General features: G+C 59.2%; 18 protein-coding genes. 13 read left to right on the plus strand and 5 right to left on the minus strand.

All coding sequences use genetic code 11. The annotated features are described in order from the left end of the window. Nucleotides 1-30: 30 nt before the first annotated feature. From ACWUI2_RS16335 to ACWUI2_RS16380, 10 genes are all read left to right on the plus strand, one after another. On the plus strand, nt 31-576 hold the full coding sequence (locus tag ACWUI2_RS16335; protein ID WP_486983916.1) for a hypothetical protein: 546 nt from the start codon (nt 31-33) through the stop codon (nt 574-576). After that, nucleotides 545-4,795, plus strand: coding sequence for an SIR2 family protein (locus ACWUI2_RS16340; protein WP_486983917.1), 4,251 nt, complete (start codon nt 545-547; stop codon nt 4,793-4,795). Before ACWUI2_RS16335 ends, ACWUI2_RS16340 begins: the two co-directional genes overlap by 32 nt. Before the next feature lie 18 nt (nt 4,796-4,813). Next, nucleotides 4,814-5,920 carry an AAA family ATPase gene (locus ACWUI2_RS16345; protein WP_486983918.1) on the plus strand — a complete coding sequence of 369 codons (1,107 nt, stop codon included), beginning with the start codon at nt 4,814-4,816 and terminating at the stop codon, nt 5,918-5,920. Next, on the plus strand, nt 5,917-6,642 hold the full coding sequence (locus tag ACWUI2_RS16350) for a DUF4276 family protein (protein WP_486983919.1): 726 nt from the start codon (nt 5,917-5,919) through the stop codon (nt 6,640-6,642). Before ACWUI2_RS16345 ends, ACWUI2_RS16350 begins: the two co-directional genes overlap by 4 nt. 181 nt (nt 6,643-6,823) lie before the next feature. After that, nucleotides 6,824-7,063, plus strand: a complete 240-nt coding sequence (purS, locus tag ACWUI2_RS16355; protein WP_486983920.1) for a phosphoribosylformylglycinamidine synthase subunit PurS — start codon at nt 6,824-6,826, stop codon at nt 7,061-7,063. 85 nt (nt 7,064-7,148) lie between these two features. Then, nucleotides 7,149-7,844: a phosphoribosylformylglycinamidine synthase subunit PurQ gene (gene purQ / locus ACWUI2_RS16360; protein ID WP_486983921.1), complete on the plus strand. Its 696-nt coding sequence runs from the start codon at nt 7,149-7,151 to the stop codon at nt 7,842-7,844. Nucleotides 7,845-7,858: 14 nt separating this feature from the next. Beyond that, nucleotides 7,859-10,192 (plus strand): phosphoribosylformylglycinamidine synthase subunit PurL, encoded by a 2,334-nt coding sequence (gene purL, locus ACWUI2_RS16365; protein WP_486983922.1) that lies wholly within the window; start codon nt 7,859-7,861, stop codon nt 10,190-10,192. A 57-nt stretch (nt 10,193-10,249) separates the two neighbouring features. Continuing rightward, nucleotides 10,250-12,166 carry an amidophosphoribosyltransferase gene (locus ACWUI2_RS16370; protein WP_486983923.1) on the plus strand — a complete coding sequence of 639 codons (1,917 nt, stop codon included), beginning with the start codon at nt 10,250-10,252 and terminating at the stop codon, nt 12,164-12,166. A gap of 366 nt (nt 12,167-12,532) precedes the next feature. Then, a complete protein-coding gene (purM, locus tag ACWUI2_RS16375; protein ID WP_486983924.1) occupies nt 12,533-13,603 on the plus strand; it encodes a phosphoribosylformylglycinamidine cyclo-ligase in 1,071 nt (356 codons plus the stop codon). 522 nt (nt 13,604-14,125) lie between these two features. After that, a complete protein-coding gene (locus ACWUI2_RS16380) occupies nt 14,126-15,556 on the plus strand; it encodes a phospholipase D-like domain-containing protein (RefSeq protein WP_486983925.1) in 1,431 nt (476 codons plus the stop codon). 652 nt (nt 15,557-16,208) lie between these two features. Here the strand turns inward: ACWUI2_RS16380 and ACWUI2_RS16385 are convergent. Then, nucleotides 16,209-16,475, minus strand: coding sequence for a hypothetical protein (locus tag ACWUI2_RS16385; protein WP_486983926.1), 267 nt, complete (start codon nt 16,473-16,475; stop codon nt 16,209-16,211). 130 nt (nt 16,476-16,605) lie between these two features. Between ACWUI2_RS16385 and ACWUI2_RS16390 the strand changes: the two genes are divergently transcribed. Continuing rightward, nucleotides 16,606-17,682, plus strand: coding sequence for a PRC-barrel domain-containing protein (locus tag ACWUI2_RS16390; protein WP_486983927.1), 1,077 nt, complete (start codon nt 16,606-16,608; stop codon nt 17,680-17,682). Nucleotides 17,683-17,755: 73 nt separating this feature from the next. Then, on the plus strand, nt 17,756-20,485 hold the full coding sequence (locus tag ACWUI2_RS16395) for a phosphoenolpyruvate carboxylase (protein WP_486983928.1): 2,730 nt from the start codon (nt 17,756-17,758) through the stop codon (nt 20,483-20,485). A gap of 38 nt (nt 20,486-20,523) precedes the next feature. Here ACWUI2_RS16395 and ACWUI2_RS16400 read toward each other — a convergent pair whose 3' ends face one another. Continuing rightward, on the minus strand, nt 20,524-22,443 hold the full coding sequence (locus ACWUI2_RS16400; protein ID WP_486983929.1) for a FecR domain-containing protein: 1,920 nt from the start codon (nt 22,441-22,443) through the stop codon (nt 20,524-20,526). Nucleotides 22,444-22,458: 15 nt separating this feature from the next. Next, entirely contained in the window at nt 22,459-23,379 is a 921-nt protein-coding gene (locus ACWUI2_RS16405) for a hypothetical protein (protein ID WP_486983930.1), read from the minus strand. A 192-nt stretch (nt 23,380-23,571) separates the two neighbouring features. Here ACWUI2_RS16405 and xerD point away from each other — a divergent pair, with 192 nt between their 5' ends. After that, entirely contained in the window at nt 23,572-24,489 is a 918-nt protein-coding gene (gene xerD / locus ACWUI2_RS16410; RefSeq protein WP_486983931.1) for a site-specific tyrosine recombinase XerD, read from the plus strand. Nucleotides 24,490-25,184: 695 nt separating this feature from the next. On the opposite strand, the gene trxA is transcribed toward xerD, so the two are convergent. Together trxA and ACWUI2_RS16420 are read right to left on the minus strand one after the other, a co-directional pair. After that, complete coding sequence (gene trxA / locus ACWUI2_RS16415) at nt 25,185-25,511, minus strand: thioredoxin (RefSeq protein ID WP_486983932.1); 327 nt, start codon at nt 25,509-25,511, stop codon at nt 25,185-25,187. Between the two features lie 18 nt (nt 25,512-25,529). Then, nucleotides 25,530-26,099, minus strand: coding sequence for a hypothetical protein (locus ACWUI2_RS16420; protein WP_486983933.1), 570 nt, complete (start codon nt 26,097-26,099; stop codon nt 25,530-25,532). Nucleotides 26,100-26,143: the final 44 nt, after the last annotated feature.

Raw genomic sequence — 26,143 nt, forward strand, 5'->3', positions numbered from 1 at the left:
TCTTGCTTTCTGGTCGCATCTCCTTTTCTCATGGCCAACAGCGACTTCACGACTGATCTATCCCATTCCGACCTGGTGTTGAATGAAGCCGTCTCCGCGTTTGGCGCCAGAGTCAGGGAAAAGCTCTCGAATGTCGCTGCGAGCGGTGATCCGGAAGACCAATTGCGTCAAGTCTGGCTCTACGAAGTCTCCGGCAAGCGCGTCCTGACGCAATGGTTCAGCTATCGCAAAGCCAACCGCGAACGCCCCATCATCGGCGACCGCCGCCCGCCAGCCCCCCTCGGCAACATCCAGCCCGACTCCTGGCTCCCCGAATACACAACGGAACTCATCAACGTCCTCACCCGCCTGACAGACCACGAGCCCACCCCGGCCGCCCTGCTGGAAAGAATCTGCAAAGGCGATTTCCCGTTTGAAGAGCTTCAATCATTGGGAGCCTTGGAGGTTGAGAAAACACCCCGAAGCACAAGGCTGACTCAAAACAAGCCGAACTCTTCTAAATCGCCAATGCCTTCGCTGAAAGGTTTAGTTGGACTAAACGCACATGAGCAAAGACGCTTCCGAGATAGCCATTGATATTGCTCGCGAGGCTTATACTCGGAACGAGCTAGTCCTGTTCGTTGGCGCTGGGGTATCGCAAGGTTCTAATCTTCCCGGGTGGGCAGAGCTGCTACGTCCCCTCGCGGCGGAACTCGGCGAAAGCCTCACGGAAATGCCAGCTGCTTCCGATCTAATCCGACTTGCCAAGCGATATGAGATTAAGAAAGGGCGCGCCACACTTGATCGTCGCATCCGAGAGGCACTGAACAACCCTGGAATCGTCCCGAATATACAGCATCATTTGATTGCCGAATCCAAGATAGATAACATTTACACCACGAATTACGATAGCTTAATTGAGCAATCGTTTCGCGACAAAGGAAAGGTAATCAATAAGGTTGTCCGACAATCGGATGTGCGAACTGGTTTTCCACGCATTGTAAAGATTTGCGGCGATCTTCAAGATGCGAACACAATGGTATCCACATTTGAGGATTACCAGTATTTTGAACGCGATAAGGAAACTTTGATGGCCCTCCTAAAGGCGGACCTATTCGTTAAATGCTTCCTGTTTATAGGTTATTCTCTGAACGACCCTTTCTTAGAAAAACTTTGTTTGGAAGCGCTTCGATCTACTGACCGTCGGTTTATTGCTGTCGCAATTGCAATGGGTTGGCCAGAGGAGGATGTTGAGCTTTGGGAGCACTATAATGTGAAGTGTATCCGCCTTCAACCGACAATTACTGATAGCGGGGCGAAAGATTACAACACTCCTATCGCACAGGTCCTCCGATGCATTTTTCGGCTTCCAGCATCCCCTTTGGAGAATCCGCTGGCCGTTCCGCAAGAGGAGGATTCCCTCGCGATCAATGCAACTGACTCTAGAAGGACCACCCATCTAAAGAAGGTAGAATTCGATAAGGAAGGTCGTGAGGGAATTATCGTTGATCCCAAAACCCTGCACACCAAACTATCCGCCCGGGTACGTGACGAGGAACTCGCAACCGTTCTTGACGAACATCGGCAACGGGTCTTTGATAACGCCAAGGCGAGAATGGATGCCGGCGAGCTTCAAGAGGCGCGCGAACGCTTCACTGAGCTTTTTGATTTCCCAAACGCAGATGACTCCTTTCGCCAGCGTCTGCATTTCAACATTGCGTTAGCATGGTATTATGAGGACCAACATGAGGAGGCAGGAGCGGAGATTCGAAATGGGCTAAAGTATCAAGGTCCGGCTAAGCGTACCGCAATTTTTAGCGCTCTCTTGGCACTCTTGGAGGATCGGCCACATGACGTTGCAGTGCTATTGGAAGCTTATCGCTATGATGATAATGATGCGCTTCGCCTCATCGCGCAGGCCCAAAAGGAAATCGTCGGAAGAAACGCCGCAATCGCCGCACTTGAAGAATGCAAGCAACGAGATGGCGTTACGGCGTTGCTTCTGGCAGACTACTATTCAGACGCCGGGCGCTTTAATGACGCCGAGCTTCTTCTGCGCGAACTAATTTCTCAGGACGACGATCCAATTCTTGCTTTCAGGCTGGGAACGGTTCTCGCACTCTCTGTCATGAACAAGCGGGAGGGCCACCAGATGGCCCCATACTCGTTGAAGCGTGAAGAACGAATTCGGGTCGACGAGGCATTTAATCTCTTCAAGCGGGCGGAAGGACCTCTTTCAAAGACGCAATACAGGTCTCTGCGGCTCGGGTTAGCAACGAATCTGGGAGCATGCGCTTCTCTTCTTGGAAATTTCATGGAGGCTGTTCGAGTAGCTGATCGCGGGCTCGAACTAGCACCGGATGATCCGGTTCTATTGGGGAATAAGCTCTTAGCCCTAGCAAACAACAAGCAATATCGGGAAGCTGGAACGGTTGCTGAGCGGCTTTACCAGTGCCAAAAAGATGAATCGGTTCTCGAAAAATGGGCAGCTTGCGAATTTAACGCACAGAATTTTGCCCGTTTGGACGAAGTGTTCAAGACGTGGGAGCGAGATTTCCACAGCCCCTGTGGCGAGTATTACTCCGTAAAGTCCCGTTATCTCAACCAGGCGAAACATATCGAAAGTGCGCTGTCTCTTCTCGAAGAAGGCCTCGAGCGGCACCCGGATGACCCGATGATCCTCCTGGAGAAGGGCCGCCTGTTGGCTGAGAGGAAGGAGAGCGGCGCCGAAGGTGCTATTCGGCGAGCGATGGATGTTGCTCAAGGCGGAGAGAAGTATTTGGCGCGCCAGGAACTCGGCCTGTTTCTTTTCCAGCAGAAACGGTGGGAGGAGGCACTACCAATGTTATTTCGCCCGGATGAATCGGAGGACCCCTTCAATTGTCCGACGATTGAGGAGTATCTTGCCTGCCTCTACAACCTTGGCCGGTTCAGTGAGTGTCACCAATTGATGTCGGACCTGTTACGCGGCGGCATCAGGCCGACTGCGAGGTTTGCTGATCTTGCTTCGCTCGTTCACCTTCAGCGCAGCGATCTTGGTGAGGCTTTGCGTTTTGCTCGCGAAGCGCTCCTGTTGCAGCCCAGCGCGAACCGAACCCTTCGAATGATAGAGCTTCATTTGCGGCTCAATCAGACTGAGCTTGCTGCGCAGGAAGCCGACTCGGCTATTTCTGAATATCCGGACCGCCTAGAGGTCCAAGTCGCCGCGAGCCAAACGAAGTTTATCTTAGGGCATTACAGGGACGCCTTTGGTCATGCTCAAAGGGCTATTTTGTTGGATTCGACAAATCCCATTGGACATCAATATCTAATCCGCGCCGCGCTTCAACCAGTCGATCTAGCTCTCTCTGAAGAGGAAAAATCACAGGTCCGGCGGTCGATTGATTACCTCGTGGAGCGTGGCGACTCCAATGTGTGGGCGGTTCACTTTGACGAGAACTTCACTGAACTCAAGGCGATGCTCCGTGAAAGGAGCGATCGTGTTGACGAATATCGCCGCCTGTATCGTGATAATCAGATACCTTTGTCGCTCATTGCGTCAATTGACGGTCGTTCTTACTATTCGATTTGGAGTAGTTGCACTGCTGGCGATTTCGCGGACTTTCGGATGGCAAGGGGATCTGCTGAAGAGCAGCAGCGAGAACAAGACTGGGCGACAACGAGGGCAATCGTTACGGTCGACGTCTCTGCTCTCTATACCCTCCAGTTGATCGGTCATCTCCCGCTTTTGCTGGACGTATATAGGGAGGTCCGTGTGCCATGGAGGGTATACGAGATTGTTCGCAGTGAGTTCGAGGAGACTCGCCACAATCGAGCGGGCGGAGTTATGAGCTACCGCAAAGGGGATTATGTGTGGGAGGATATTCCGGAAACTGCCTATCGCAGAAAGCAGGAATTTCTCCAGGCAATCCTGAATTTTATTGGGGATGACCGAATATCAAAGGTGGGGTTAGCCGCAGACCTACTTGGCGATGAAGCGGTCAGGAAAGTGGAGCAGGTGATTGGTGAAGAATTTTCGCACGCGGTTTGGGACGCGAAATCGTCCGGATCCCTCTATTATGGTGATGATTTGGCAACGAAGGACCTGGCCAGATCGTGCGAGGGTGTCAGCGGAATTTGCACCCAAGCCTTCTTGCGAGCAGCGGTTGCCAAAGGAGCCCTCACTTCGGAGGAATACGAAAGAGGGATTGGTCGCCTCATTGCTGCAAACTATCACTTCGTCTCCGAATCGGATCTCGTTATTTGGCGGCATCTGGCGGATTCTGGCTTCGAAGTGAATGATTTTCTGCGGAGACTGATTGGCAGGATTCATTTAGAGACTATCAACAAGGAGGTCGCTTATCGGTTGCTTGGAGCATTCACAGCTAGAGTCTGGTTTGATGTCAATGGCCGTGGCGACGGTAGAGAAGCGATTGTCCAGGAGGTGGGCGGTAAACTAGCTACAGCACGCCAAAAGGACTTTGAAAACCATGCCATTTTCTTTCTGACTGGACTCTTTCAGGAACTGAAATTCTTTCCGGAGACCATTTGGACCTGTGTTCGGCTCCTCCAACAGTCTCCAAGAATGCCTCACTTTAGGGCAACGGTTCTGCAACTTCTCTATGAACGAATATTGCAGTTGATTTTGGCTTTGGATGAGCCGGGTATTCGGCGGACCGTTCTGTATGGAAGATTTCTCGCGACCTGGAACACCTACCAGATGATTAAGAGACTAGGTTTGTGGCGGTTGGCATCTACTGGAAATGAGGGTAAAGATGCTCGGTTAAAGCCTTCGAAAAAACGAAAAAGCAAACGGAGAAAACATCGCCGTCGCTAAACTACCGGTGAACTAACCATGAACGAGAAACGACTTTTACAGCGCCTGAGCATCGAGGGTTTTCGCTCGATTCGAAAACTAAAGCCGCTTTCGTTGCGCTCGGGGCTAAATGTGCTGATCGGCGCCAATGGCGCGGGGAAGTCGAACTTTGTCGGGTTCTTCCAGATGCTCGGGCATATGATGGACCGGAACCTCGGGCTCCAAAACTTCATCGCCGAGGGCGGACAGGCGGACGCGTTCCTGTTCCGTGGGGTAGAGACGACCGATGCGATGTCGGCGAGACTCTGGTTCAACCTGAATCGTTATGAATTCGCACTGAAGGCTTCGGACGACGGGCGCTTATTCTTTGCCAACGAGGTCGTCCATTATGATGGTCCGTATTTTGGCGCTAAGGACTACCCTCTTGGCGCGGGACATTTAGAAAGCGGCCTTGTTTCCCGCAAGCCGAACGAGGTGAACAGCGCGCAACAATGGACGCTTGAAACCCTCAAAAGCTGGCGGGTGTACCATTTTCACAATACGAGCCGCAAGGCGCCGATGATGCGGGCGGCGAACGCGGTGGACAATGACACCTTGTGGCCGGATGCGGGAAACATTGCTCCGTTTCTTTGGCGGATGAGGGAGGAGAAGGGCGATTACTACGACCGGATCGTGGCGCACATTCAGCAGGCCGCCCCTTTTTTTGGCGACTTCGTGCTCAAGCCGGATCGCAATGATCAGGTGCAATTGCTTTGGAAGGAGCGCTACTCAGATAAGATTTTCTATCCCCACCAGCTTTCCGATGGCAGCATTCGCTTTGTCTGTTTGGCGACGCTTCTTTTACAGCCGGAGCCCCCGTCGATTATCGTGATCGACGAGCCGGAACTCGGGCTGCATCCTTTCGCCATCACCGTGCTGGCCGGCATGTTCCGGTTGGCCGAAGAGCGAACCCAATTGGTAGTATCGACTCAATCGAGCCCGCTCGTCGATCATCTGAACCTGGAAGACCTGATCGTCGTTGATCGCAAGGAGGGCGAAACGGTTTTCTCGCAACCCGCAGAGGAGGAATTGTCCGAGTGGCTGCAGGACTACTCTCTGGGCGAACTGTGGGATAAGAATCTCTTGGGCGGGAGGCCGCGGAAATGAGCCGCATAAGGGTTTATTGCCTGGTTGAAGGATTCTCTGAGTCGAACCTTGTCGAGCGACTTTTGGCGCCGCATTTGTCCGGCTACGGCGTCGATGTCTTCGCCCCAATCGTTAAAACCCGCCGAGACAGGAAGCTTGGGAAAGTTTTCAAGGGCGGCGGTGACACGATCAGCCATTACCTGAACGATCTTTCGAAGCTCTCTCGCCAATGGCATCGTGAAAAGAACGTCTGGTTCACGTCGATGATGGACGTTTACGGATTACCTTCGGACTTCCCGAATCTCAAGGACGCTCTCAACAAACGGAACCATCTGCAGAAGGTCGAGTTGTTGAAGGAATCTCTCGCGGCAGTGGCGGCGGAGAAGGGAATCATTCGATTCATCCCGTATTTCTCACTCCACGAGTTTGAAGCCCTCCTGTTTACCGACCTCGACGCTCTCGGAACCCTTTTCCTCGATAAGACTTCCGAGATCGCCCTTCTCAAGTCCGATGTCCGGGAGTTCACCGATATTGAAGCGATCAACCACACGGAGAACGGTGCACCTTCGAAGCGGATTGGCCGCCGAATCCCCGCCTATGGGAAATATAAGGCCAGCGATCAAAGCGGGGTCATAACCGTGCTCGAAAAGATCGGTCTTTCGAAGCTTCGACAGGCGTGTCGCCACTTCGACCAGTGGTTGAAGGATCTGGAAGATCTGGGAAAAAAGGTTGATCTACGGTGACTTAAGGTTGCCGTCATTCGCGAGGGCTTCGGGCGGCGGTCCACCGGAGGATTCCCTCTCGCGCGGAGCATCGTTCGGGGAAGAGAACTTCTGCGGAAGATGTCCGAAGCCGGTTTGCTTTTTGACGGTTTTCCCTTGACGGTGGGGGCTCGGTTTGGGTCACTTGTTCTTTTTTCTAACCGTGAAAGTAACCGTATTCGTCACTCCTAAGAAGAACGTGCTGGACCCGCAGGGGGCGGCCGTCAGTCACGCGATGGGCAGTCTCGGCTTTGAGGGCCTGGAGAACGTCCGCATCGGCAAGGTCATCGAGATCGACATCAAGGGGGAGGACACCCCGGATTTCCGGAAATCGTTGGACCGGATCTGTCACGAGTTGTTAAGCAATCCGGTGATCGAGGATTACCGGTATGAAATCCATTGATCGGGACGGTTGAAAATCCCGCGCGAGTCGTGAATGTAGAGCGAGGCCGGAGTCCGGAACGGGCGGCCGGCCATTTGAATCCATTATGAAAATCGCCGTCGTTCAATTTCCCGGGTCCAACTGCGACCAGGATGCCGTCAACGCCTTCGGGCGGGTCATGGGGCTGCCGACCCGCTTGGTCTGGCACAAGGAAACCGGGTTGGGCGACACCGACCTGGTGGTGTTGCCGGGCGGCTTCTCGTTCGGCGATTATCTGCGTTGCGGGGCGATCGCCCGCTTTTCCCCGATCGTCCAGGCGGTGAAGGCCCACGCTGACCGGGGCGGCCTGGTGCTCGGCATCTGCAACGGTTTCCAGATCCTTTGCGAAGCGGGACTTCTCCCGGGTGCGTTGATCATGAACCGGACCCTCGAGTTCCGCTGCGAGACATCGGATCTTTCCGTGGAGAAGGCGACCGAACATTTCAATCCGGCATCGCTCGGAACGGTGGTCCGTCTGCCGATCGCCCATGGGGAAGGGAATTACCGGATCGATGCCGACGCCTTGGAGCGGTTGGAAGAAAACAACCAGGTCCTTTTCCGCTATTGCGAATCGGGCGGGTCGGTTTCCCCCGCGGCCAGCGTCAACGGCTCGATGAACAACATCGCCGGGATCCGCAACGAGGCCGGCAACGTGTTCGGCATGATGCCCCACCCGGAACGGGCGGTGGAGCGTTTCCATCCGAGCCTCGACGGACTCAAGGTCCTCCAGGCGATCCTCGACCAGCAAGCCACTTTATCCTGAGGCGAAAAAACTTTATGACGGCGACGACTCTTCCCGCGAACCCGGACCCGCTCCTCAACGTGACGATCACTCCGGAGTTGATCGCGAAGCACGGCATTCTTCCCGAGGAATACGAGAAAATCCGATCGATCCTCGGCCGCGAACCGAATCTCACCGAACTCGGCATCTTCAGCGTGATGTGGTCGGAGCATTGTTCCTACAAGAACTCCCGTCCGCTCCTGAAAACCTTTCCGGTCGAAAAAGCCGACACCGACGCTCCCTACGGCAAAATCCTGGTGAAGGCCGGGGAGGAAAACGCCGGGATCGTCGACATCGGCGACGGTTGGGCGATCTCGTTCAAGATCGAGTCGCACAACCACCCGAGCGCGGTCGAACCGTTCGAGGGAGCCGCCACCGGCGTCGGCGGAATCATCCGCGACATTTTCACCATGGGCGCCCGCCCGGTCCTCCTGACCAATTCTCTCCGCTTCGGCAAACTGGAGTCGGAGACGGTCAAACGCCTCTTTCGCGGGGTCACCTCCGGCATCGCCCATTACGGCAACTGCATCGGCATCCCGAACGTCGGCGGCGACATCTATTTCGACGAGTCGTACGAGGGCAACCCATTGGTCAACGCCCTCTGTCTCGGCCTCCTCCGCCACGACCAGATCAAACGCGGGGCGGCCAGCGGGGTCGGGAACCCGGTCTTCTACGTCGGCGCGCCGACCGGCCGCGACGGTCTCGGCGGAGCCAGTTTCGCCTCCCGCGAATTGAGCGAGGAAAGCCAGGCCGACCGCCCGGCGGTGCAGAAGGGCGACCCGTTCATGGAAAAACTCCTGATGGAGGCTTGCCTCGAAATGATGGCGGTCCCCGGACTTGTGGTCGGCATCCAGGACATGGGCGCCGCCGGTCTCACCTGTTCCACCTGCGAAACCGCCAGCCGCGGCTTCGTCGGGGTCGAGATCGAACTCGACCGCGTCCCGCAGCGCGAATGCGGGATGAACTCCTACGAGATTATGCTCTCGGAAAGCCAGGAGCGGATGCTGGTGATCGTCCAGAAAGGACGGGAAAAGGAAATCGAGGAAATTTTTGAAAAGTGGGACCTCCACGCCTCCCGGATCGGGGAAGTGACCGAAGGAGACAGGATGGTCGTCCGCCAGGGCGGGGTGCCGGTCGCCGACATCCCGGCGCGGGCGTTGACCGAGGACGGACCGCTTTACCACCGGGAGTCGGCCGAACCGGCCTACCTGAAGAAGACCCGGAGTTGGAAGGCGTCGTCGATCAAGGATCTCGACGAGGCGAGCCTGACCCAATCGTTGCGTACCCTGTTGGCCGATCCGACCATCGCTTCGAAGCGTTGGGTCCACCGTCAATATGACCACATGGTGCAAGCCAGTACGGTGGTGGTGCCGGGAAGCGACGCCGGGGTGGTTCGGCTCCGGTTGGGCGACAAGGAGAAATTCGTCGCGATCACCAACGATTGCAACGGCCGGTTCTGTTACCTCGATCCCTACAAGGGCGGCCTGATCGCCATGGCCGAAGCGTTGCGCAACCTCGCCTGCAGTGGCGCGGTGCCGCTCGCGATGACCGACAACCTCAACTTTGGCAATCCCTACAAGCCGGAAGTCTTTTACACCCTGAAGGAATCGGTCCGGGGCCTCGCCGAAGCCTGCCGTTTCTTCGACGTTCCGGTCGTCGGCGGCAACGTCAGTCTCTACAACGAAAACCAAAACGGGGCGATCGATCCGACCCCGGTGGTCTCGGTGGTCGGGTTGATCGAAGAGGAGAGCCAGATCACCCGTCAGTTCTGCCGGAGCGGCAAGGAAAGCCTGATCCTGATCGGCGGTTATCCGCACGAACTCGGCGGCAGCCAATACCTGGGCACCATCCACGGGCTGAAAACCGGCACCGCTCCGGACGTCGATTTGAAGTGCGAAAAACTCGCCCATGATTTTGTCCGTCAGCAAATTCGTGACGGACGGGTGGCCGCCGCCCACGACGTCTCCGAAGGGGGACTCCTGGTGACCGTCGCCGAGATGCTCTTCGGCGAAAAAACCTACGGGGCGACGCTCCGCTTCAAGACTGGCTCTTCCAAGAAGAAGGTCCGGACCGACGCGCTCCTTTTCGGCGAGAGCCAGGGGCGGATCGTTCTGTCGGTGCCGTCGGAAATGGTCAACTCCGTCCTCGCCGACGCCGAGAAATCGACGTTACAGGCGGAAGTCATCGGGATCGTGACCGACGAAGAGGAGCCGGTGCTCTCCGTGTTGGTGGAGCCCGGAAAGCTCCAGGCGGAGTGGCCGGTCAAGGAGTTGCGGGAATCCTGGGAGACATCGATCGAAAAAAAGATGAGCCGTCCGGGACTCGATTGACTTGCATAAATGGAAAAGAGGTTAATGTAGCATCTCTCTCCACCGCGCCTTTTATCCATGAGTGATCCAGTTAAGCACGAATGCGGCATCGCGATGATCCGGCTGTTGAAGCCGCTCGATTATTATCGCGAAAAATACGGCAGTTGCCTCTACGGTTTCGACAAGCTCTTTCTCCTCATGGAGAAGCAGCACAACCGCGGACAAGACGGAGCCGGGGTGGCCGCCCTGAAGCTCGATATGCCGCCGGGGAAACCTTACATGTTCCGGGAACGGAATGTGAAGGCCAACTCGCTCGACCGCATCTTCCGCCAGATCCTCAAGGACTATAATCGCCTGCTCGGCAAAGGGGTCATTGATCCGAAATCGACCGACTCGGTGAAGGAGAACTTCGAGTTCGCCGCCGAGATCTACCTCGGCCACCTCCGTTACGGCACCTTCGGAGGCTACAATACCAGCGCCTGCCACCCCTATTTCCGCCGCAACAATTGGCCGACTAAAAACCTGCTGTTGGCGGGGAATTTCAACCTGACCAACACCACCGAGCTCAACCGGATGTTGATTGAGAACGGTCAACACCCGATCTTCGATTCCGACACCCAGACCCTACTCGAGAAAATCGGTTATTACCTTGACGAGGAACACGACAACCTCTTCCGCCAGATCCGCACCGAAGGCATGACCGGACGGGAGATCTCCGACGCGATCAGCCAGCGGCTAGATCCGGTCGAGGTCCTGCGGCGGGCGTCGCGCCAATGGGACGGCGGTTACGCCATCGGCGGCCTGATCGGCAACGGCGACATGTTCGTCCTTCGCGATCCGAACGGGATTCGCCCGTGCCACATTTTCAAAAACGACGAAGTGATCGCGATCGCCTCCGAACGGGCGCCGCTGATGACCGGGTTCGGTCTTGCCGCCGACGACGTCCGGGAGGTTCCTCCGGGTCACGCCATCGTGGTCAAGAAAGACGGAACCTACCGCGAGGAGCCGTTCACCGAGCCGGGCAAACGGACCTCCTGCACGTTCGAGCGGATCTACTTCTCCCGTGGCAATGACCCGGATATCTACCGCGAACGGAAAGCCCTCGGCGCCGCTCTCTGCAATCAGATATTGGAGGCGATCGATTACGACCTCGACCACACCGTTTTCAGTTTCATTCCGAACACCGCCGAAGTCGCCTTTTTCGGGATGATGGAGAATTTGCGTCTCTGCCGGCGCAAGGAGGTGAAAGCACAGATCCTCAAGGCCGCCCAGGAGGGAACGATCACCGAGGAATTGCTCGACACCCTGATCATGAGCAACTGGCCGCTCGGCGAGAAAGTCGCCATCAAGGACGTCAAACTCCGCACCTTCATCAGCCAGGAAAAAGGGCGCAAGGAACTTGTCTCGCACGTTTACGACGTCAGTTACGGAACGGTGCGCGAGGGCGTCGACGCCTTGGTCTGCATCGACGACTCGATCGTCCGCGGCACCACGCTGCGGCGGTCGATTTTGAAGATGCTTTCCCGGTTGAAACCGAAAAAGATCATCATCGCCTCCACCGCGCCGCAGATCCGTTATCCCGATTGCTACGGGATCGACATGTCGGAGCTCGGACGGTTCGTCGCCTTCGAGGCGGCGGTCGCGCTGATCAAGGAGCAAGGGCGCGAGGCGTTGTTGACCGAGATCTTCGAAGAGTGTCAGGCGCAATTGAAACTTCCCCCGGCCGAGCAGACCAACGTCGTCGGGCGAATCTACGATTCCCTGTCCTTGGCGGAGATTTCGGCGAAGATTTCGCAGTTGGTGACCCCGCAGATTCCGGATTGGGACGGAACCGTCGAGGTGATTTTCCAGAAGATCGAAAACCTGCACCAAGCCTTGCCCAACCATTCCGGCGATTGGTATTTCACCGGGAATTATCCGACTCCCGGCGGGTTCCAGGTGTTGAACAAGGCGTATATCAATTATTACCGGCAGTTGAGCGGCCGGAGTTATTGAACCGCTGAAAGCGGCGAGGAGCTTCGTGCTTCAGCGGAAAAGGTTCGGCCACGGGAGATCGCCCGCAAACCCTGCTCGTCCAACGACGGCGGCTGAAGCGCGCCGCTCCTAAAGCCGGGATGCCACCTGGAGCTTCGTGCTTTAGCCGAAGACAGTCGACCACGGGGAATCGTCCGCAAACTCCGTCTGTCCAACGACGACGGCTGAAGCGTGTCGTTTCTCATCCGGCGAAAGCCAGGATGCTACCCGCGGCCCGGACCGAGGGGAGCGAATTCGGATTTTTTACCCGTTGTTCCTTGTCAACCGCGGGGAGAGGAGGCAGACTCACCGGCTTTAATCGAAACATTCAACGGAAGACGGGACTTAATGGACGGCGGCAAACAATACGCGGCGGCAGGTGTGGATATCCAAATGGCGGATACGCTCAAGGGCGGTTTGAAGAAACAGCTCAAGCGGGCGAGTCGTCCCGAGGTGCTCAGCGAGGTCGGCGCGTTCGGGGGATTGTTCGACCTCTCCAAGAGTAAATACAAGGAGCCGGTGCTGGTCAGCAGCGTCGACGGCGTCGGCACCAAGCTCCGCCTGGCGTTCGGCACCGGGCTTCACGAGAGCGTTGGAGAAGACATCGTCAACCATTGCGTGAACGACATCTCCGTTCTTGGCGCCGAACCACTCTTTTTCCTCGATTACATCGGGATGGGGAAATTGGCGCCCGGAACCTTCCAATCGGTGGTCGCCGGAATGGCCAAAGCCTGCCGTAAAGCGAATTGCGCTCTGATCGGGGGGGAGACCGCCCAAATGCCCGGTTTTTACCGGGATGGCGAATACGATTTGGTCGGGTCCGTCGTCGGTATCGTCGAGAAGAAGAAGATCCTGACCGGGCAAACCGTCCGCCCCGGCGACAAGATCGTCGGCCTCGCTTCGAACGGTCTCCACACCAACGGATATTCGCTGGCGACCAAGATTCTTTTTACCAAGCTCCGTTACCGGATGGACGACCCGCTGCCGGGCAGCAAAGTTCAGGTCGGAGAAGCGTTGCTGAAGCCGCACACCAACTACGCGAACACCCTCCGGGAGGTCCTGGCGAAATTCAACCAAGGCCGGAGTTCGGCGGTGCGAAAGGACAACGCGATCTTCGGCGCGGTCCACATCACCGGCGGTGGCTTCACCGGGAACATTCCGCGGGTGTTGCCCGCCGATTGCGATGCCGAGATCGACACCTCGGTTTGGACGAAGCCTCCGGTTTTCCAAGTGTTGGCCGACCAGGGTGGGGTGACCTTCGACGAGCTTTACGAAGTCTTCAACATGGGGATCGGCATGACCCTGTTCGTCGACGGCAAAGTCGCCGACGAAGTGGTGAAGGCATTCAAACAGGCGAAGCTGAAAGCCTACGTCATCGGCGAGGTCACCAAGGGCACCGGAAAAGTCCACCTCACCTGAGTCTGGAGTCGACGGACTTTCGCCGAAGAGCGTCGGCCACGGGGACCGTCCGTAAACGCCCTTCGTCCAACGTCGGCGGCTGAAGCGCGCCGCTCCCTCGCCTTGGCTCAGTGAGTAGTGGGGTTGGCTTTGCCGCCCCATTTTCCGCGACGTGCGAAACGCCAGAAATCCTTTCACCCCGACTGCGACGACCGGCGTCAGGCGTTTAGTCGGACGTTCCCGGCCGCTGCCGTCGGGCGGCGGAGCCAACCCGACTACGGCCAGACTGACTCCGCAGGGACGTTCGCCGTCTCCACGCCAAACGTCCCGGACGACACGGAGGTCGTCCCTCCCCCGCGCGCCGCTCCTCATCCGGCGAAAGCCGGGATGCTACCTGGAGCTTTGTGATTAAGTCAAAGACCGTCGGCCAAAAATGCAGAGCGGATGTCCCTTGGAATCGTCCGCTTCCATCATGGCGTCGGACTTGCGGGGGAGCCACTCCTTTGGTAGGGCTAGATTAGGAATTCTGCATCCTTTCAAACCTTGATCGATCTCCTTCAACGTTTTTGGCCGGTGGTTTCGGGGGTGGCGGTGTTGGCGGCCACTTTGTTCGCCGCCGGTCATGCGATCCTTCGCAAACGCGATTCGCGGGCGGCGGTGGCGTGGGTGGGGCTCATTTTGCTTTCGCCGGGCTTCGGAGCGGTTTTCTATTTTTTGTTCGGCATCAACCGGATTCGGCGGCGGGCCAGGGTGTTGAAGGTGGCCGGGCTGAGCGAATCGCCGACGACGGACGACCGGGAGAACGATTCGACGATTCAGATCGCCGGTTTCGAGGGGTTGTGCCGCCTCGGCGACAATGTCATCGGTCTTCCTTTGACCGCCGGAAACACGATTCGCCCGCTTTTCAATGGCGACGAGGCGTATCCGGTGATGCTCGAAGCCATCGGGGAAGCGAAGGAAACGGTGGCGTTGTCCACTTACATCTTCGATAACGACGAGGTGGGGCGGATGTTCAAGGCGGCGTTGGCGGAGGCCGTGGCTCGCGGGGTGGAGGTCCGGGTTTTGATCGACGACGTCGGGGCCCGTTATTCGATTCCGACGATTCTCGGGTCGTTGCGACGGGCGGGGATTCGGGTGGCGCGGTTTCTACCGAGCGTGTTCCCGGGAACGCCGACCTTCATCAATCTGCGGACCCACCGGAAGTTGTTGTGCGTCGACGGACGGAGGGGGTTCATTGGCGGAATGAACATCCGGGTCGGCCATTGGCTGGCGAAGAATCCGTCGCACCCGGTGGCCGATTTGCATTTCGCGGTGGAGGGTCCGGTGGTGGCGCAATTGCGCGACGTGTTCATTGCGGATTGGGGATTCACCACGGGAGAGCGGCTGTCCCGGAAGTTGTGGCAACCGGTCATCCCGGCCGCCGGAGAGTCGATCGCCCGTGCGGTGGCTGATGGTCCCGACGAGGATTTCGACAAGATCCGCTGGATTCTGATCGGGGCGCTCGATGCGGCCAAGCGTTCGGTGAAGATCGTGACGCCGTATTTTCTGCCCGACGACGCCTTGAGCACCGCGATGAATTCGGCGGCGTTGCGCGGGGTGGCGGTCGATTTGGTTTTGCCGGAGAAAGGGAATCTCCGTCTAATCGATTGGGCGACCCAAGCGATCCTTTGGCAAAATGTGAAAACCGGGTGCCGGGTATGGAAAACACCCGGGGTTTTCGATCACAGCAAGGCGGTGGTGGTCGACGAAGAATGGGTCTTTTTCGGATCGACCAATTGGGATCCGCGCAGTCTGCGTTTGAACTTCGAACTGAACGTGGAGGCTTTTTGCCGCAAGCTGGCCGGGGAGATCGACCGGTTCGTCGAGGAAAAGAAAAGCCGCTCGCGGAGGTTGAACCTCGAAGAACTCGACGGACGCCCGTTGCCGGTGAAGTTGCGCGACGGCACGGCCCGGTTGTTGAGCCCGTATCTGTGATCCGGAGAACCTGGTGCGGAAACACGGAAAGTAAGCGATGGATCGGGAGGAAAAGAACCGCAGATGCCGCAGATGGGCGCGGATGAGACGGGACCTGAAGGGGTGGCTGGGGCTCGGTTTTTGGGACCACGGAAAACACGGAAGACACGGAAAGGAAGAAGGGGAGGAACCGCAGATTTCGCGGATGGGCGCGGATGAGACGGGATCTGGAAGGGGTGGCTGGGGCTCGGCTTTTGGGACCACGGAAAACACGGAAGACACGGAAAGGAAGAAGGGGAGGAACCGCAGATTTCGCAGATGGGCGCGGATGAGACGGGATCTGGAAGGGGTGGCTGGGGCTCGGTTTTTGGACCACACACGGAAGACACGGAAAGGAAGAAGGGGAGGAACCGCAGATTTCGCAGATGGGCGCGGATGAGACGGGATCTGGAAGGGGTGGCTGGGGCTCGGCTTTTGGGACCACGGAAAACACGGCAGTCACGTCTCGATTTTACGCTGACGGCGGACGGCAGGATGCCATCCCTCCCAGTGAACTTCCGACGCCGCCGGCCAAATCGGAGGGTTGGCTTCCAGCCGACCTTTTTCCTCTGCCCGGTTTTTTCTTCCGTGTATTCCGTGTCTTCCGTGGTTGAATAACTCTTTCCCAGTGGTCTCAAGTGGCGCCGAAGAGCCACATGAGGGCCTGGATGAAGGCGGCGATCATGGCGAGGCCGCCGGCGAAGAGGGCGGTGATGCTGAGGACGCCGCCGCGGACGTTGGGGGAGAGGGCGGCGATGATGCCGATGACGGCGGCGATGATCGCGATCACCGCCAGGACAAAGCCCCAGAAGGCGCCGGTCAGAAAACTGAGGATCGCCGCGACCACCGCGATGATCGAGGGAATACTGAAGGTTGCTTCCTGTGTTTTTTGATCTGCCATGCACTCAATTTAAGGGGAGTGGCGGTCGGATGCAAACGTCCTCGGGTCGGCCGGACCGGTTGCGGTTCGCCGGGAGTCGGATTACGTTGGTGGGGAAGCGCAAGGGAACTTTTGGATGGAGGATGAGTGGATGATGTGTCGAGTAGGTCAGGTGGCTTTGGGGTTGGTTTTGATGGCATTTTTCACGCCGGGCTCGGCCTTGGCGGATGGGGATTGGTTGAAGTCGTCTCTGATTCAGCAGAGTCGGGTGGAAAACAGGGAGGGCGATCGGCTCGGGCGGGTCGATGATTTGGTTTTCGACCTGGCGACCGGGGAAGTCGCTTTCGTCGTGGTGCGGTCGGGGCCGGTGGGGCTCGCCGGGGATTTGCATCCGGTTCCTCCCCAGGCGTTCGATTTGCAACCGGTCGAGGGGGGGCTCGGAATCGCGGAGGGGGTCGCGTTGATTCTCGATATCGACGAGGAGCGGTGGGAGGAGGCCTCATCGGTCCATCGGGAGGAGATTTCGCTGTTGCATCACGCCGACCGGGGTGGACCCATTTATGCATTTTTCGGGGTTGAATTCGAGAAGCGGGAGTTCGGCGTGGCTCCGACCGCCCGGGAGGAGGCGGAGGAGCGCAACCGGATTCCGGCCCATTGGGACGAGCGGGAGCCGGGGGTGCCGTTGCCCGATCATCCGGGCGGACCGCCGGAGATGCCGGTGGCGGACGGCGAACCTCGTCGGGAAGGAGCGGCCGAGACTCCCGGTCCGGCGGAGGCCCCGAGGGAAAGCGTGGCGGTGGAGCTTCCGGCGGACCGGGAACCGGGGGAATTGGTGACGGCGTCGGAGTTGGACGGCGTGGAGGTTCGGGATGCCGCCGGGGAAAACGCCGGACGCATCGACGATTTCCTGGTCGATTTGGGCACGGGCCGCGCGATGTTCGTGTTGATCGAGCCGGAGACCGGATTTTTGGAAACTCCGGACGAAGTTTATGCGGTGCCGTTGGCGCTGTTGGTGCGGTATGCGCCGGAGGAATTGGAGGTCTTGGTTTCCCGCAACGAGTTGGCGGAGGGGTCGTCGGTTTCGGCCGGGGAACTCCGGGAAGCCGGGCGTGAATTGGAAGAGCTCGACGCGGAAGAACTGCGGGAACAGCCCCGGGTGTTTCGTCTCCGGGAGGAGGATACGGAGCTGTTCGGCCGACCCGGGGAGCGGGATTCCGGCGGAGAATGAACCGGACGAATCGTACCCGGAAACGTATGGTGTTGCTGGACAGGAGAGTCGGCGGTTCAATAACGTGAAGAGTATGGCCCGCATCGAGGAAGGTTTTGATCAGGAAAAAGTATTCCGGGACGCCGAGTTTTTGGTCGGTTGTTTCCGGGAAGTGTTGGAGGAATGTGGCGACCGTTTGTTGGCGGCGGCGTTGAAAGGGGAGCAGCCGACCGGTGAAGCCCTGCCGTCGCGGGCGGCCCAGGCGCAGTCGCTGGTCTTTCAGCTCGTCAACATGGCCGAGGAAAACGCGGCCGCCCAAGCCCGTCGGGGGCGGGAAGAGGAGGGCGGCATTTCGTCGGATCCGGGGCTCTGGGGGGAACGGTTGGACCGTTTGCGGGAGGTCGGATTGACCGGCGAACGGATCGCTGCCCATTTGCCGGAGATTTGCGTGGAGCCGGTTTTGACGGCTCATCCGACCGAGGCGAAGCGGGCGACCATTTTGGAGTATCACCGGGAGTTGTATCTCCTGATTGTGAAGCGGGAGAACCAGATGTGGAGTCCGTCGGAACGGGAGCTGATCCGGCAGGAAATCAAAGCGACGATCGAGCGGATTTGGCGGGCGGGCGAAATCTTTTTGGAGAAACCGGACGTGCCGTCGGAGTTGCGCAACGTCCTCCACTACCTTCGACACGTTTTCCCGGCGGCGGTCATCGCCCAGGACCAACGGTTCCGTCAGGCGTGGACGGCGGCGGGTTTCGATCCGGGGTTGGTCTCGGACCCGGAAGCGTTGCCCCGCTTGCGGTTCGGCGATTGGGTGGGAGGTGACCGCGACGGGCATCCGTTGGTGACGGCGGAAGTCACCCGGCAGACCTTGGGGGAATTACGGGGCAACGCTCTGTCGTTGTTGCGGGAAATGTTGGTCCATCTCGCCGCCCGGTTGGGACTCTCGGAGTTGTGGCAACCGGCTCCGCAGATCCTGCGGGAGGCGATCCGGCGGGCCGCGGCGGAGTTGGGGGAGCAAGGGGAGGCGGCGCTGGCCCGCAATCCGCGGGAGCCATGGCGTCAGTTCGTCAACATGATCCTGGCGAAACTCCCGAAGGCGGGGACGGACCGGTTGCCGCCCCACGGTTACCGGACTCCGGCGTCATTGGTGGAGGACCTGCGGATTCTCCGGCAGTCGTTGAAGGAAATCCTCGCGGTGCCTATCGCCGAAGCGGAAGTTGATCCGATCATCCGGATTGTGAATACGTTCGGGTTTCATTCGGCGGCGCTCGACATCCGGCAAAACAGCGCTTTCCATGACCGGGCGGTCCAGCAGTTGTTGGAGGCCGCCGGTTGCGAGGAAACCGATTTTCCCGCATGGAACGAGGAACGCCGACTCGCTTTTCTCAACCTGGAGCTCGAATCTCCGCGTCCGTTTCTGCCGCCGCGGGCGCGTCCGGGACCCGAGGCGGAAGCGGTGCTCGGATGTTACCGGACCGTCGCGGCCCACATCGAGCGTTATGGGTGCGAAGGGATCGGCGGTTTGATCGTGAGCATGACCCGGAGTTTGTCGGATCTGCTGACGGTTTATCTCTTGGCGCGGGAGACGGGCTTGGTGTTCGACACCGAGGAAGGATTGGTTTGCGAGCTTCCGGTGGTGCCGTTGTTCGAGACATTGGATGATTTGCAACGGAGTCCCGTGATACTGGGCGGATTCTTGAAACATCCGATGACGCGGCGGAGCACCCGGCGCCTGGCGGAGGCGGCGGGGAGGGAAACTCCGGTGCAGCAAGTGATGATCGGATACAGCGACAGCAACAAAGACGGCGGGATCATGGCCAGCCAATGGGGACTCTACCGGGCCCAGGAAGCTTTGGCGAACATCGGGAAAGAGGCGGGAGTGCGTATCCGTTTTTTCCATGGACGGGGCGGAACGATCAGTCGCGGGGCGGGACCGGCACATCGGTTTTTGTCGGCGTTGCCTCATTCGTCGTTGAACGCCGAGATCCGGCTCACCGAGCAAGGAGAGACGATCGCCCAAAAATATGCCAACCGGATCACCGCCACCCATAATCTTGAGTTGTTGTTGGCCGGCACGGCCGGGGCGACGCTGTTGCATTGGAACACTCCGAAGCGGGAACATCGGTTGGAAAACGTGATGGACCGCTTGGCGGGGGTCAGCCGGGAGGCCTATCAGAAACTCGTCCGCAACGAAGACTTTTTCGGTTTCTTCCGTCGGGCGACGCCGATCGACGTGATCGAGCAGAGTCGGATCGGATCGCGTCCGGCCCGGCGGACCGGCAAGCCGACGTTGGCCGATCTCCGGGCGATCCCGTGGGTATTCAGTTGGAGCCAATCCCGGTTTTATCTGTCCGGTTGGTTCGGAGCCGGGAGCGCCTTGGAGGCGTTGGAGCGGGAGGAACCGGAGGCGTTTGAACTATTGCGGACGGAAGGATTGGGATGGGCACCGCTCCAGAATCTTTTGACCAATATCGGTGAAAGCGTGATGACGGCTGATCGCGAAATCATGGAAGCGTACGCCGAATTGGTCGAGGATGCGGAGGCGCGCGCGAGGAATCTCGGTCCGATTCTGGAAGAGTTCGACCGGACGAACCGGATGTTGGAAACCGTTTTGGGCGGCCCGTTGCGGGAACGCTACGCGCGGGTCCACGGGTTGCTTCGGCTACGCCAGGACGGCTTGGGGCGGCTTCATCGTCAGCAGATCGCCCATTTGCGGGAGTGGCGGGGGGCGGAGCTGAGCGAATCCGACCGGGAAGGGTTGTTGTTGAAGTTGTTGTTGACCGTCAACGCGATCGCCAGCGGACTCCGGACCACGGGGTAGTCGAGACTGCCAGCGACTGGGAGAGGGCGAGCCCGCCCTCAGTGTAATTGGACGGGGCCCGTGTCGGTGGGGAACGGGCGAATGGTCAGCGATTCGGCGAGGATTTGGTTTCCGGCCGCTTCGGCCCCGGCGCGGTCCTCGAAGTTGCCTTGGTTGCGAAGGATGATGATGTCGGTCGCGGTGAGGGAACTGTGGTGGATGTTGACCGTGCCGGCCTGCATGAAGATGCGGTTGTGGGCTTTCAGGGTGGAGCGGAGGACGTCGATGGTGCCCTCTTCTCCGGTGACGAGGCTGATGTCTCCCTGCCAGGCAAAGAGGCGGCTGTCGACGACGGCGATGTTCCGGCTGGCGATCGCGGAGATCGATCCGGTTTCCAAGGTGGTCGAACCGTTGGTTCCGAGGATTTCGACGGTGCCGTTCCGGCTTTCCAGATTGATCGCCCCGGCGGGGAGTTCTCCGCCCTGGATCCACGTGGCCAAGTGGGAAGAGTTGCCGATGACCAAGCGGTCTTGGGCGGAGGCGAAGATTTCGGGTGCCCGGGAGGAGACGGGATAAATCGGCATGCCATCCCCGGGGCCCTCGACGAGGGTCTCCGTGGAGCTGGCGTGTAAATGCAAGTAAGGATCATCGGGGAAATAATCGAGCGGCGGGCGGATGATCTGGATTTTGCCCTGGAGCGAGACGTTTCCTTCCAAGGCCGCGAAGGCGACGGCGTCGAGATTGGTGAAGGTGTTTTGGCCGCGGACGGAGACATCGTCGTGGGAGGCGATAAATCCGAGGATGGAGCGGGGATCGGGACCTTGCAACAAGGAGGGCGCTGATTGGTGGACGGTGAAATTCTCGATGGCGATTGCGGGGGAGGTTTCGACGCCGTCGGCGAGGAAAATGAATTCCCTGTCGAGAGGAGAATCGATTTCGAGAAGCCCGGTGAACCGCATCCATTCGAAACCGGAGATCGCCTGGGCCGATTCATCCAGGACATCGCGGCCATCAATTTGGATCTGGATCGGGGCGCTGCGGAAGGTTTCGGTGCCGCTGGTGATGGTCCAGGCTCCGCTCTGGTCGTCCGCCGGTTGCATGAACGCTTGTTGGAAAAACCGCCGGTCAGGGGAATGGGGATTGTCAAAGAGATCGGGATGGGTTTCGCGGATACGTTCGCGGTTCCTTTCCAGCGCACCGTCGGTGTCGACGGGCCCGGTGATGAAATCCCGTTCGAAACGGACCTCGGTGCCGGATCCGGCGATCACCAGTCCGGTGGGGGCGAGCCGGCCGGTCCGAAAAGCCCGTTCCTGACGGCGGGAGGCTTGGTCGAGCAGATTTTCGCTGCCGAGGGGACGTTCGAAATCGTTGATCAAGCCGGAGGTGCGGACCAGGCGGTCGATGTCGAAATCGACTGGCGTCGGAGGGGAGCGGTCCCCTTCGGTGCTGATGGCCATTTGTCCGGCGGAGAGCCTCAGGGTGCGGCCGTCGGGATAGGTCAGCTGGAGATTGCCTTCGAGGACGGCGAGTTTGAGAATCTGGCGTCCCTCGGCGTCGGGGGAAGGTTGGAGGGAGAAGAGGCAGGTGGTGCCGGTGATGGCGGCGGTGGCGGCGGGGGTGCGCATCTGGACCGGTTGCCGGGAACCTTTCGGGACGCGGACTAAAGCGAGGCCGCGTTCGAGATTGAGGATCCGTTGGTCGGGTTCGAAGGAGAAGATGGTGTTCGAACCGAGGCGGGTAAGGAGATCGTTGTCGAAAAGCAATTCCGCCCGGGAGCGTTCGCCGGTGGTGAGGATGTCCCGGCCGCGGACATCTTTGCCGACTTGCGCGGGTTCGATTCGGTCGAGGTTGGACCCGTCGCGGAAATGGACTTCGCGGATCGCTTCGGTGAGGGTTGCGCGGCGGGCCTCCGTGGCTTCGGTGAGGGGAATCGAAACGGCCAGGGCGAACGGAAGGAGGAAATGAGCGACGGTTTTCATGGGATGGGGGATCGGTTAGAAGGAATGGGAGAGTTGGGCGCCGACGAGGCCGGTGATCAAGTCGTATTCGTGCTGGTCGCGGTTCGATCGGTTGGCGGCGAAGTTGGCTTGCAACCGGAGGCTCGACCCGGGGTGGAAGTTCCACGCGAGCGACGTGGTGACCCAGGAATTGAGGTCGTCGCGGCCGTCCTGGAGATAATGTTGATGGGCGAAGCGGTAGCGGATGCGGAACGGAAGGCGTTCGGCGAGTTGGAGGTGGACACCGATGTAGGGGCCGTATTCCAAGCGGGAGAGCGAGCCCGGGCTGGTGTTCCGGAGGTCGGCTTGGGCTCCGAAGAAGGTGGCGGCTTCGCGGACCTCCCGGAAAATTTTGGATACGCCGAGGGTCAGTTGGCTTTCGCGGTAGAAGCGGTCGCCGTTTTCCCGGTCTTCGAGCCGGTTGCCGATCCAGCCGCCGTAAGCCTGGGTTTCGTAAGGGAGCGAGTAGGTGGCGGTGATTCCGATCGTTTGGCCGTTGAAGTCGAGGGGAGTGAGGCGGTCGTAACGGAAAAGCTGATACTGGGCGAAGAACTCGATCCCGAGGGCCGGTTCCCACTCGCGGACCGCCGGAGGTTGGTAGGCGATCCCGGCGGCGGCGGAATAGAAGTAGTCGCTGTTGGATCCGTCGGGCAGGAGGAGCGGATTCGAAGTGTAGCTGGCCGCGACGTCGGCGAAGAGGGTGAAGGGGGGCGGGGGTGGGATCCGGCGGAGGATCAATTGTTCACCGAATTCGTCGTCTTCGAAGAGAAGTGTTTCCTCGGTGGCGGTCAGGCGGTCGGGCTGGATTTGCTCCCGCATCAGTTCGTGCTGGCGCTGGCGGGCGTCACTGGCGAAGAGGGAGGGAGGAAGGAAGGAAAGACAGAGGGAGACGGAGAGGAGAGGAGAGAGGATTTTCATGAAGCGGTGTTGGAGGGTTGTCTGGGGAAACTTTCGCCATGAATCGTGGACGGAGTCAATCCTGGAGATGAGGACGGTCGGGGCGGGATGGGCGACCGGGCGATGCTTGGGCGGATGGACGGGGTTCATGAAACTTGACATGCGGTCGGGGAAAACGGAATCCTTTGCGACCTGGCGACGTCCGGGTATGCGATGGAGATTCCGGTGAAATTCAGTGGGGAGATCGACTCGTTCCTGGCTTGGATCGAATTGGAAAAAGGTTTGGCCAGGAACACGGTGGAGAGTTATCAGGGGGATTTGGCTCAATTCGCGGTGTTCCTGGAAAAGAAAAAAGTGGGCGCCTGGACGGATGTGGACGGAGCGGCGGCCACTGATTGGATTTACTCCCTCAGCGAGAAGGAATACCTGGCGAGCAGTCTGGCGCGGAAATTGACCGCGTTGCGGATGTTCGCCCGGTTTTTAGTGAAGGAGCGCTTGCGGGAGGACGATTTCACCGAGCTGATTTCCGGTCCGAAACTGGTCCGCCATTTGCCCGGGTCGCTGACGTCCGAGGAGGTGGTCCGGCTATTGGAGGCACCGGATCCGGGGACTCCGCATGGCTTGCGGGACCGCGCTTTCCTGGAGTTGTTTTATTCGAGCGGGCTGCGGGTTTCGGAATTGTGCGGGTTGATGCTCCAGCAGATCGATTTGGAGCATGGGTTCCTGCGGGTTTACGGCAAAGGCTCGAAGGAGCGGGTGGTGCCGGTGGGGAGCAAGGCGGTCGAGGCGATGACGGTTTATCTGGAGGCGGGACGGCCGGGGTTGGTGACCGGGAAGACGGGGAGCGCGGTCTTTATTTCGGAGCGGGGGACGGCGATCTCGCGGAAAACGATTTGGTTTCTAATCAAGAAGCATGCCCGGGCGGCGGGAATCGAGAAGCCGGTCAAACCACACCTCTTGCGTCATTCGTTCGCGACCCACTTGTTGGCGGGAGGGGCGGACCTTCGGGCGATCCAGGAGTTGCTCGGTCACGCCGACATTTCGACTACGCAAATTTACACCGCCGTTGAAGGGAGTCGGTTGGTGGAGGAGCATGCGATGTTCCATCCGCGGGGTCGAGGGGGATTGTGAGGGTAAGATTTCAGTTGATAGATTGCGGCAGGTGAAGGGGGCTTTGAGACTGGGAGGGATGGCATCCTGCCGTCCGCCGTCGGCGTCTGTTCAGAAGAAGGTCGGCTTGAAGCCAACCCTTCGATTTGGCCGCACATAAGGCGTTTAACGTAGTGGGGTTGGCTTTGCCGCCCCACCGTTTGGCGTTCGAAACGCGGGAGCCAAGCGATCCCATTGGCGACGCGTGATATCGAACTTTCGGCCATTCGGCTCCGGCCGCTGCTGTCGGGCGGCGGAGCCAACCCGACCACGGGAATGACGTTGCTTGGCTGCCCACTGGGAGGGATGGCATCCTGCCGTCCGCCTTCGGCGCCGGTTTTAGAAGAAGGTCGGCTGGAAGCCAACCCTCCGATTTTGCCCGCACATAAGCCGTTTAACGTAGTGGGGTTGGCTTTGCCGCCCCACCGTTTGGCGTCCGAAACGCGCGAACCAATCGATCCCATTGGCGACGCGTGATATCGAACTTTCGGCCATTCGGCTCCGGCCGCTGCTGTCGGGCGGCGGAGCCAACCCGACTACGGGAATGACATTGCTTTGCTGCCCACTGGGAGGGATGGCATCCTGCCGTCCGCCGTCGAACGAGGGGATTTTGGGTAAAAAAAGACCCGGCGCGCTGGGCGAGCCGGGTCGAGGTGAAAGTGGTTGGTCGCCGCCGGTCAGGAGGCGTTGGCGCGGATCCGTTTCAGGAGATCGTCCTTGCTGGTCATGCCGACGAATTGGTCGACGGTCTTTCCTTCCTTGAAGAGGAGGAGGGTCGGGATGGCGCGAATGTTGAATTGAGCGGAGATTTCCGGCTCCTCGTCCACATTTACTTTCCCGATGGTGACCTGTCCCGCGAGTTCTTTCGCGACTTCATCCAGGATTGGAGCGATCGCTTTGCAGGGGCCGCACCAGGGGGCCCAAAAGTCGACCAAAGTTAATTGGGGCGAGCCGATGGCTTCCCCAAAGTTTTCTTTGTTCAGATTCTTGATATTTTCCGCCATAAAAAAGGGAACGAGGAATTAAAGTTTCATGTAGATCAAAACGGCGAAGGCGATGGCGACGGCGGCCGCGATCGCGTCGACCGCGAGGCCGGCGCCGGAGACCGAGTTCGAATCTTCGGGTTCGGGAGCGCGCTCGGGGGCTTTGGCGGCGGGAGCCGCCGCCGGGCGGGCGCCCGGAGGGGGCGGGAAATTTTTGGGCGGTCCGGAAGGGCGGCCCGGAGGGGGCGGGAATTTGGCTCCGGTCGAGCCGGGCGGTTTGGGGGCGCCGGCGCTACCCCCGGGTCCGGCTTTCCCGAACATGGGCGTACCCGGCTTGTTGGCGGCGGGAGGAGTCGAGCGCGGCGCGTCGGCGCCGGGGCCGGCCGGCCGCTCATCAGCCGGTTTGGGGGCGGGCCGCAAGGAGGGGCCGCCTTCAGAGGCGGGCGGGGAGGCCGGTTTCTCTTCCGGTTTGGCGGGTTCGGCCGGGTTGGCATCGCCGCCGAGACTCAGCTTCAGTCCTCTCGGTTTTTTCGATTCGTCGGCCGGTTTGCCGGCGCCCGATTCGGGCTGGTTGGATGGGTCGTTCTTGTTTTGGTTTTCGTTATCCATGGCTTCGCTGAGTCCTTTTGCAGGAGATGATTGTAAATATGGCA

The sequence above is a fragment of the Verruconatronum alginivorum genome, from assembly GCF_056590205.1.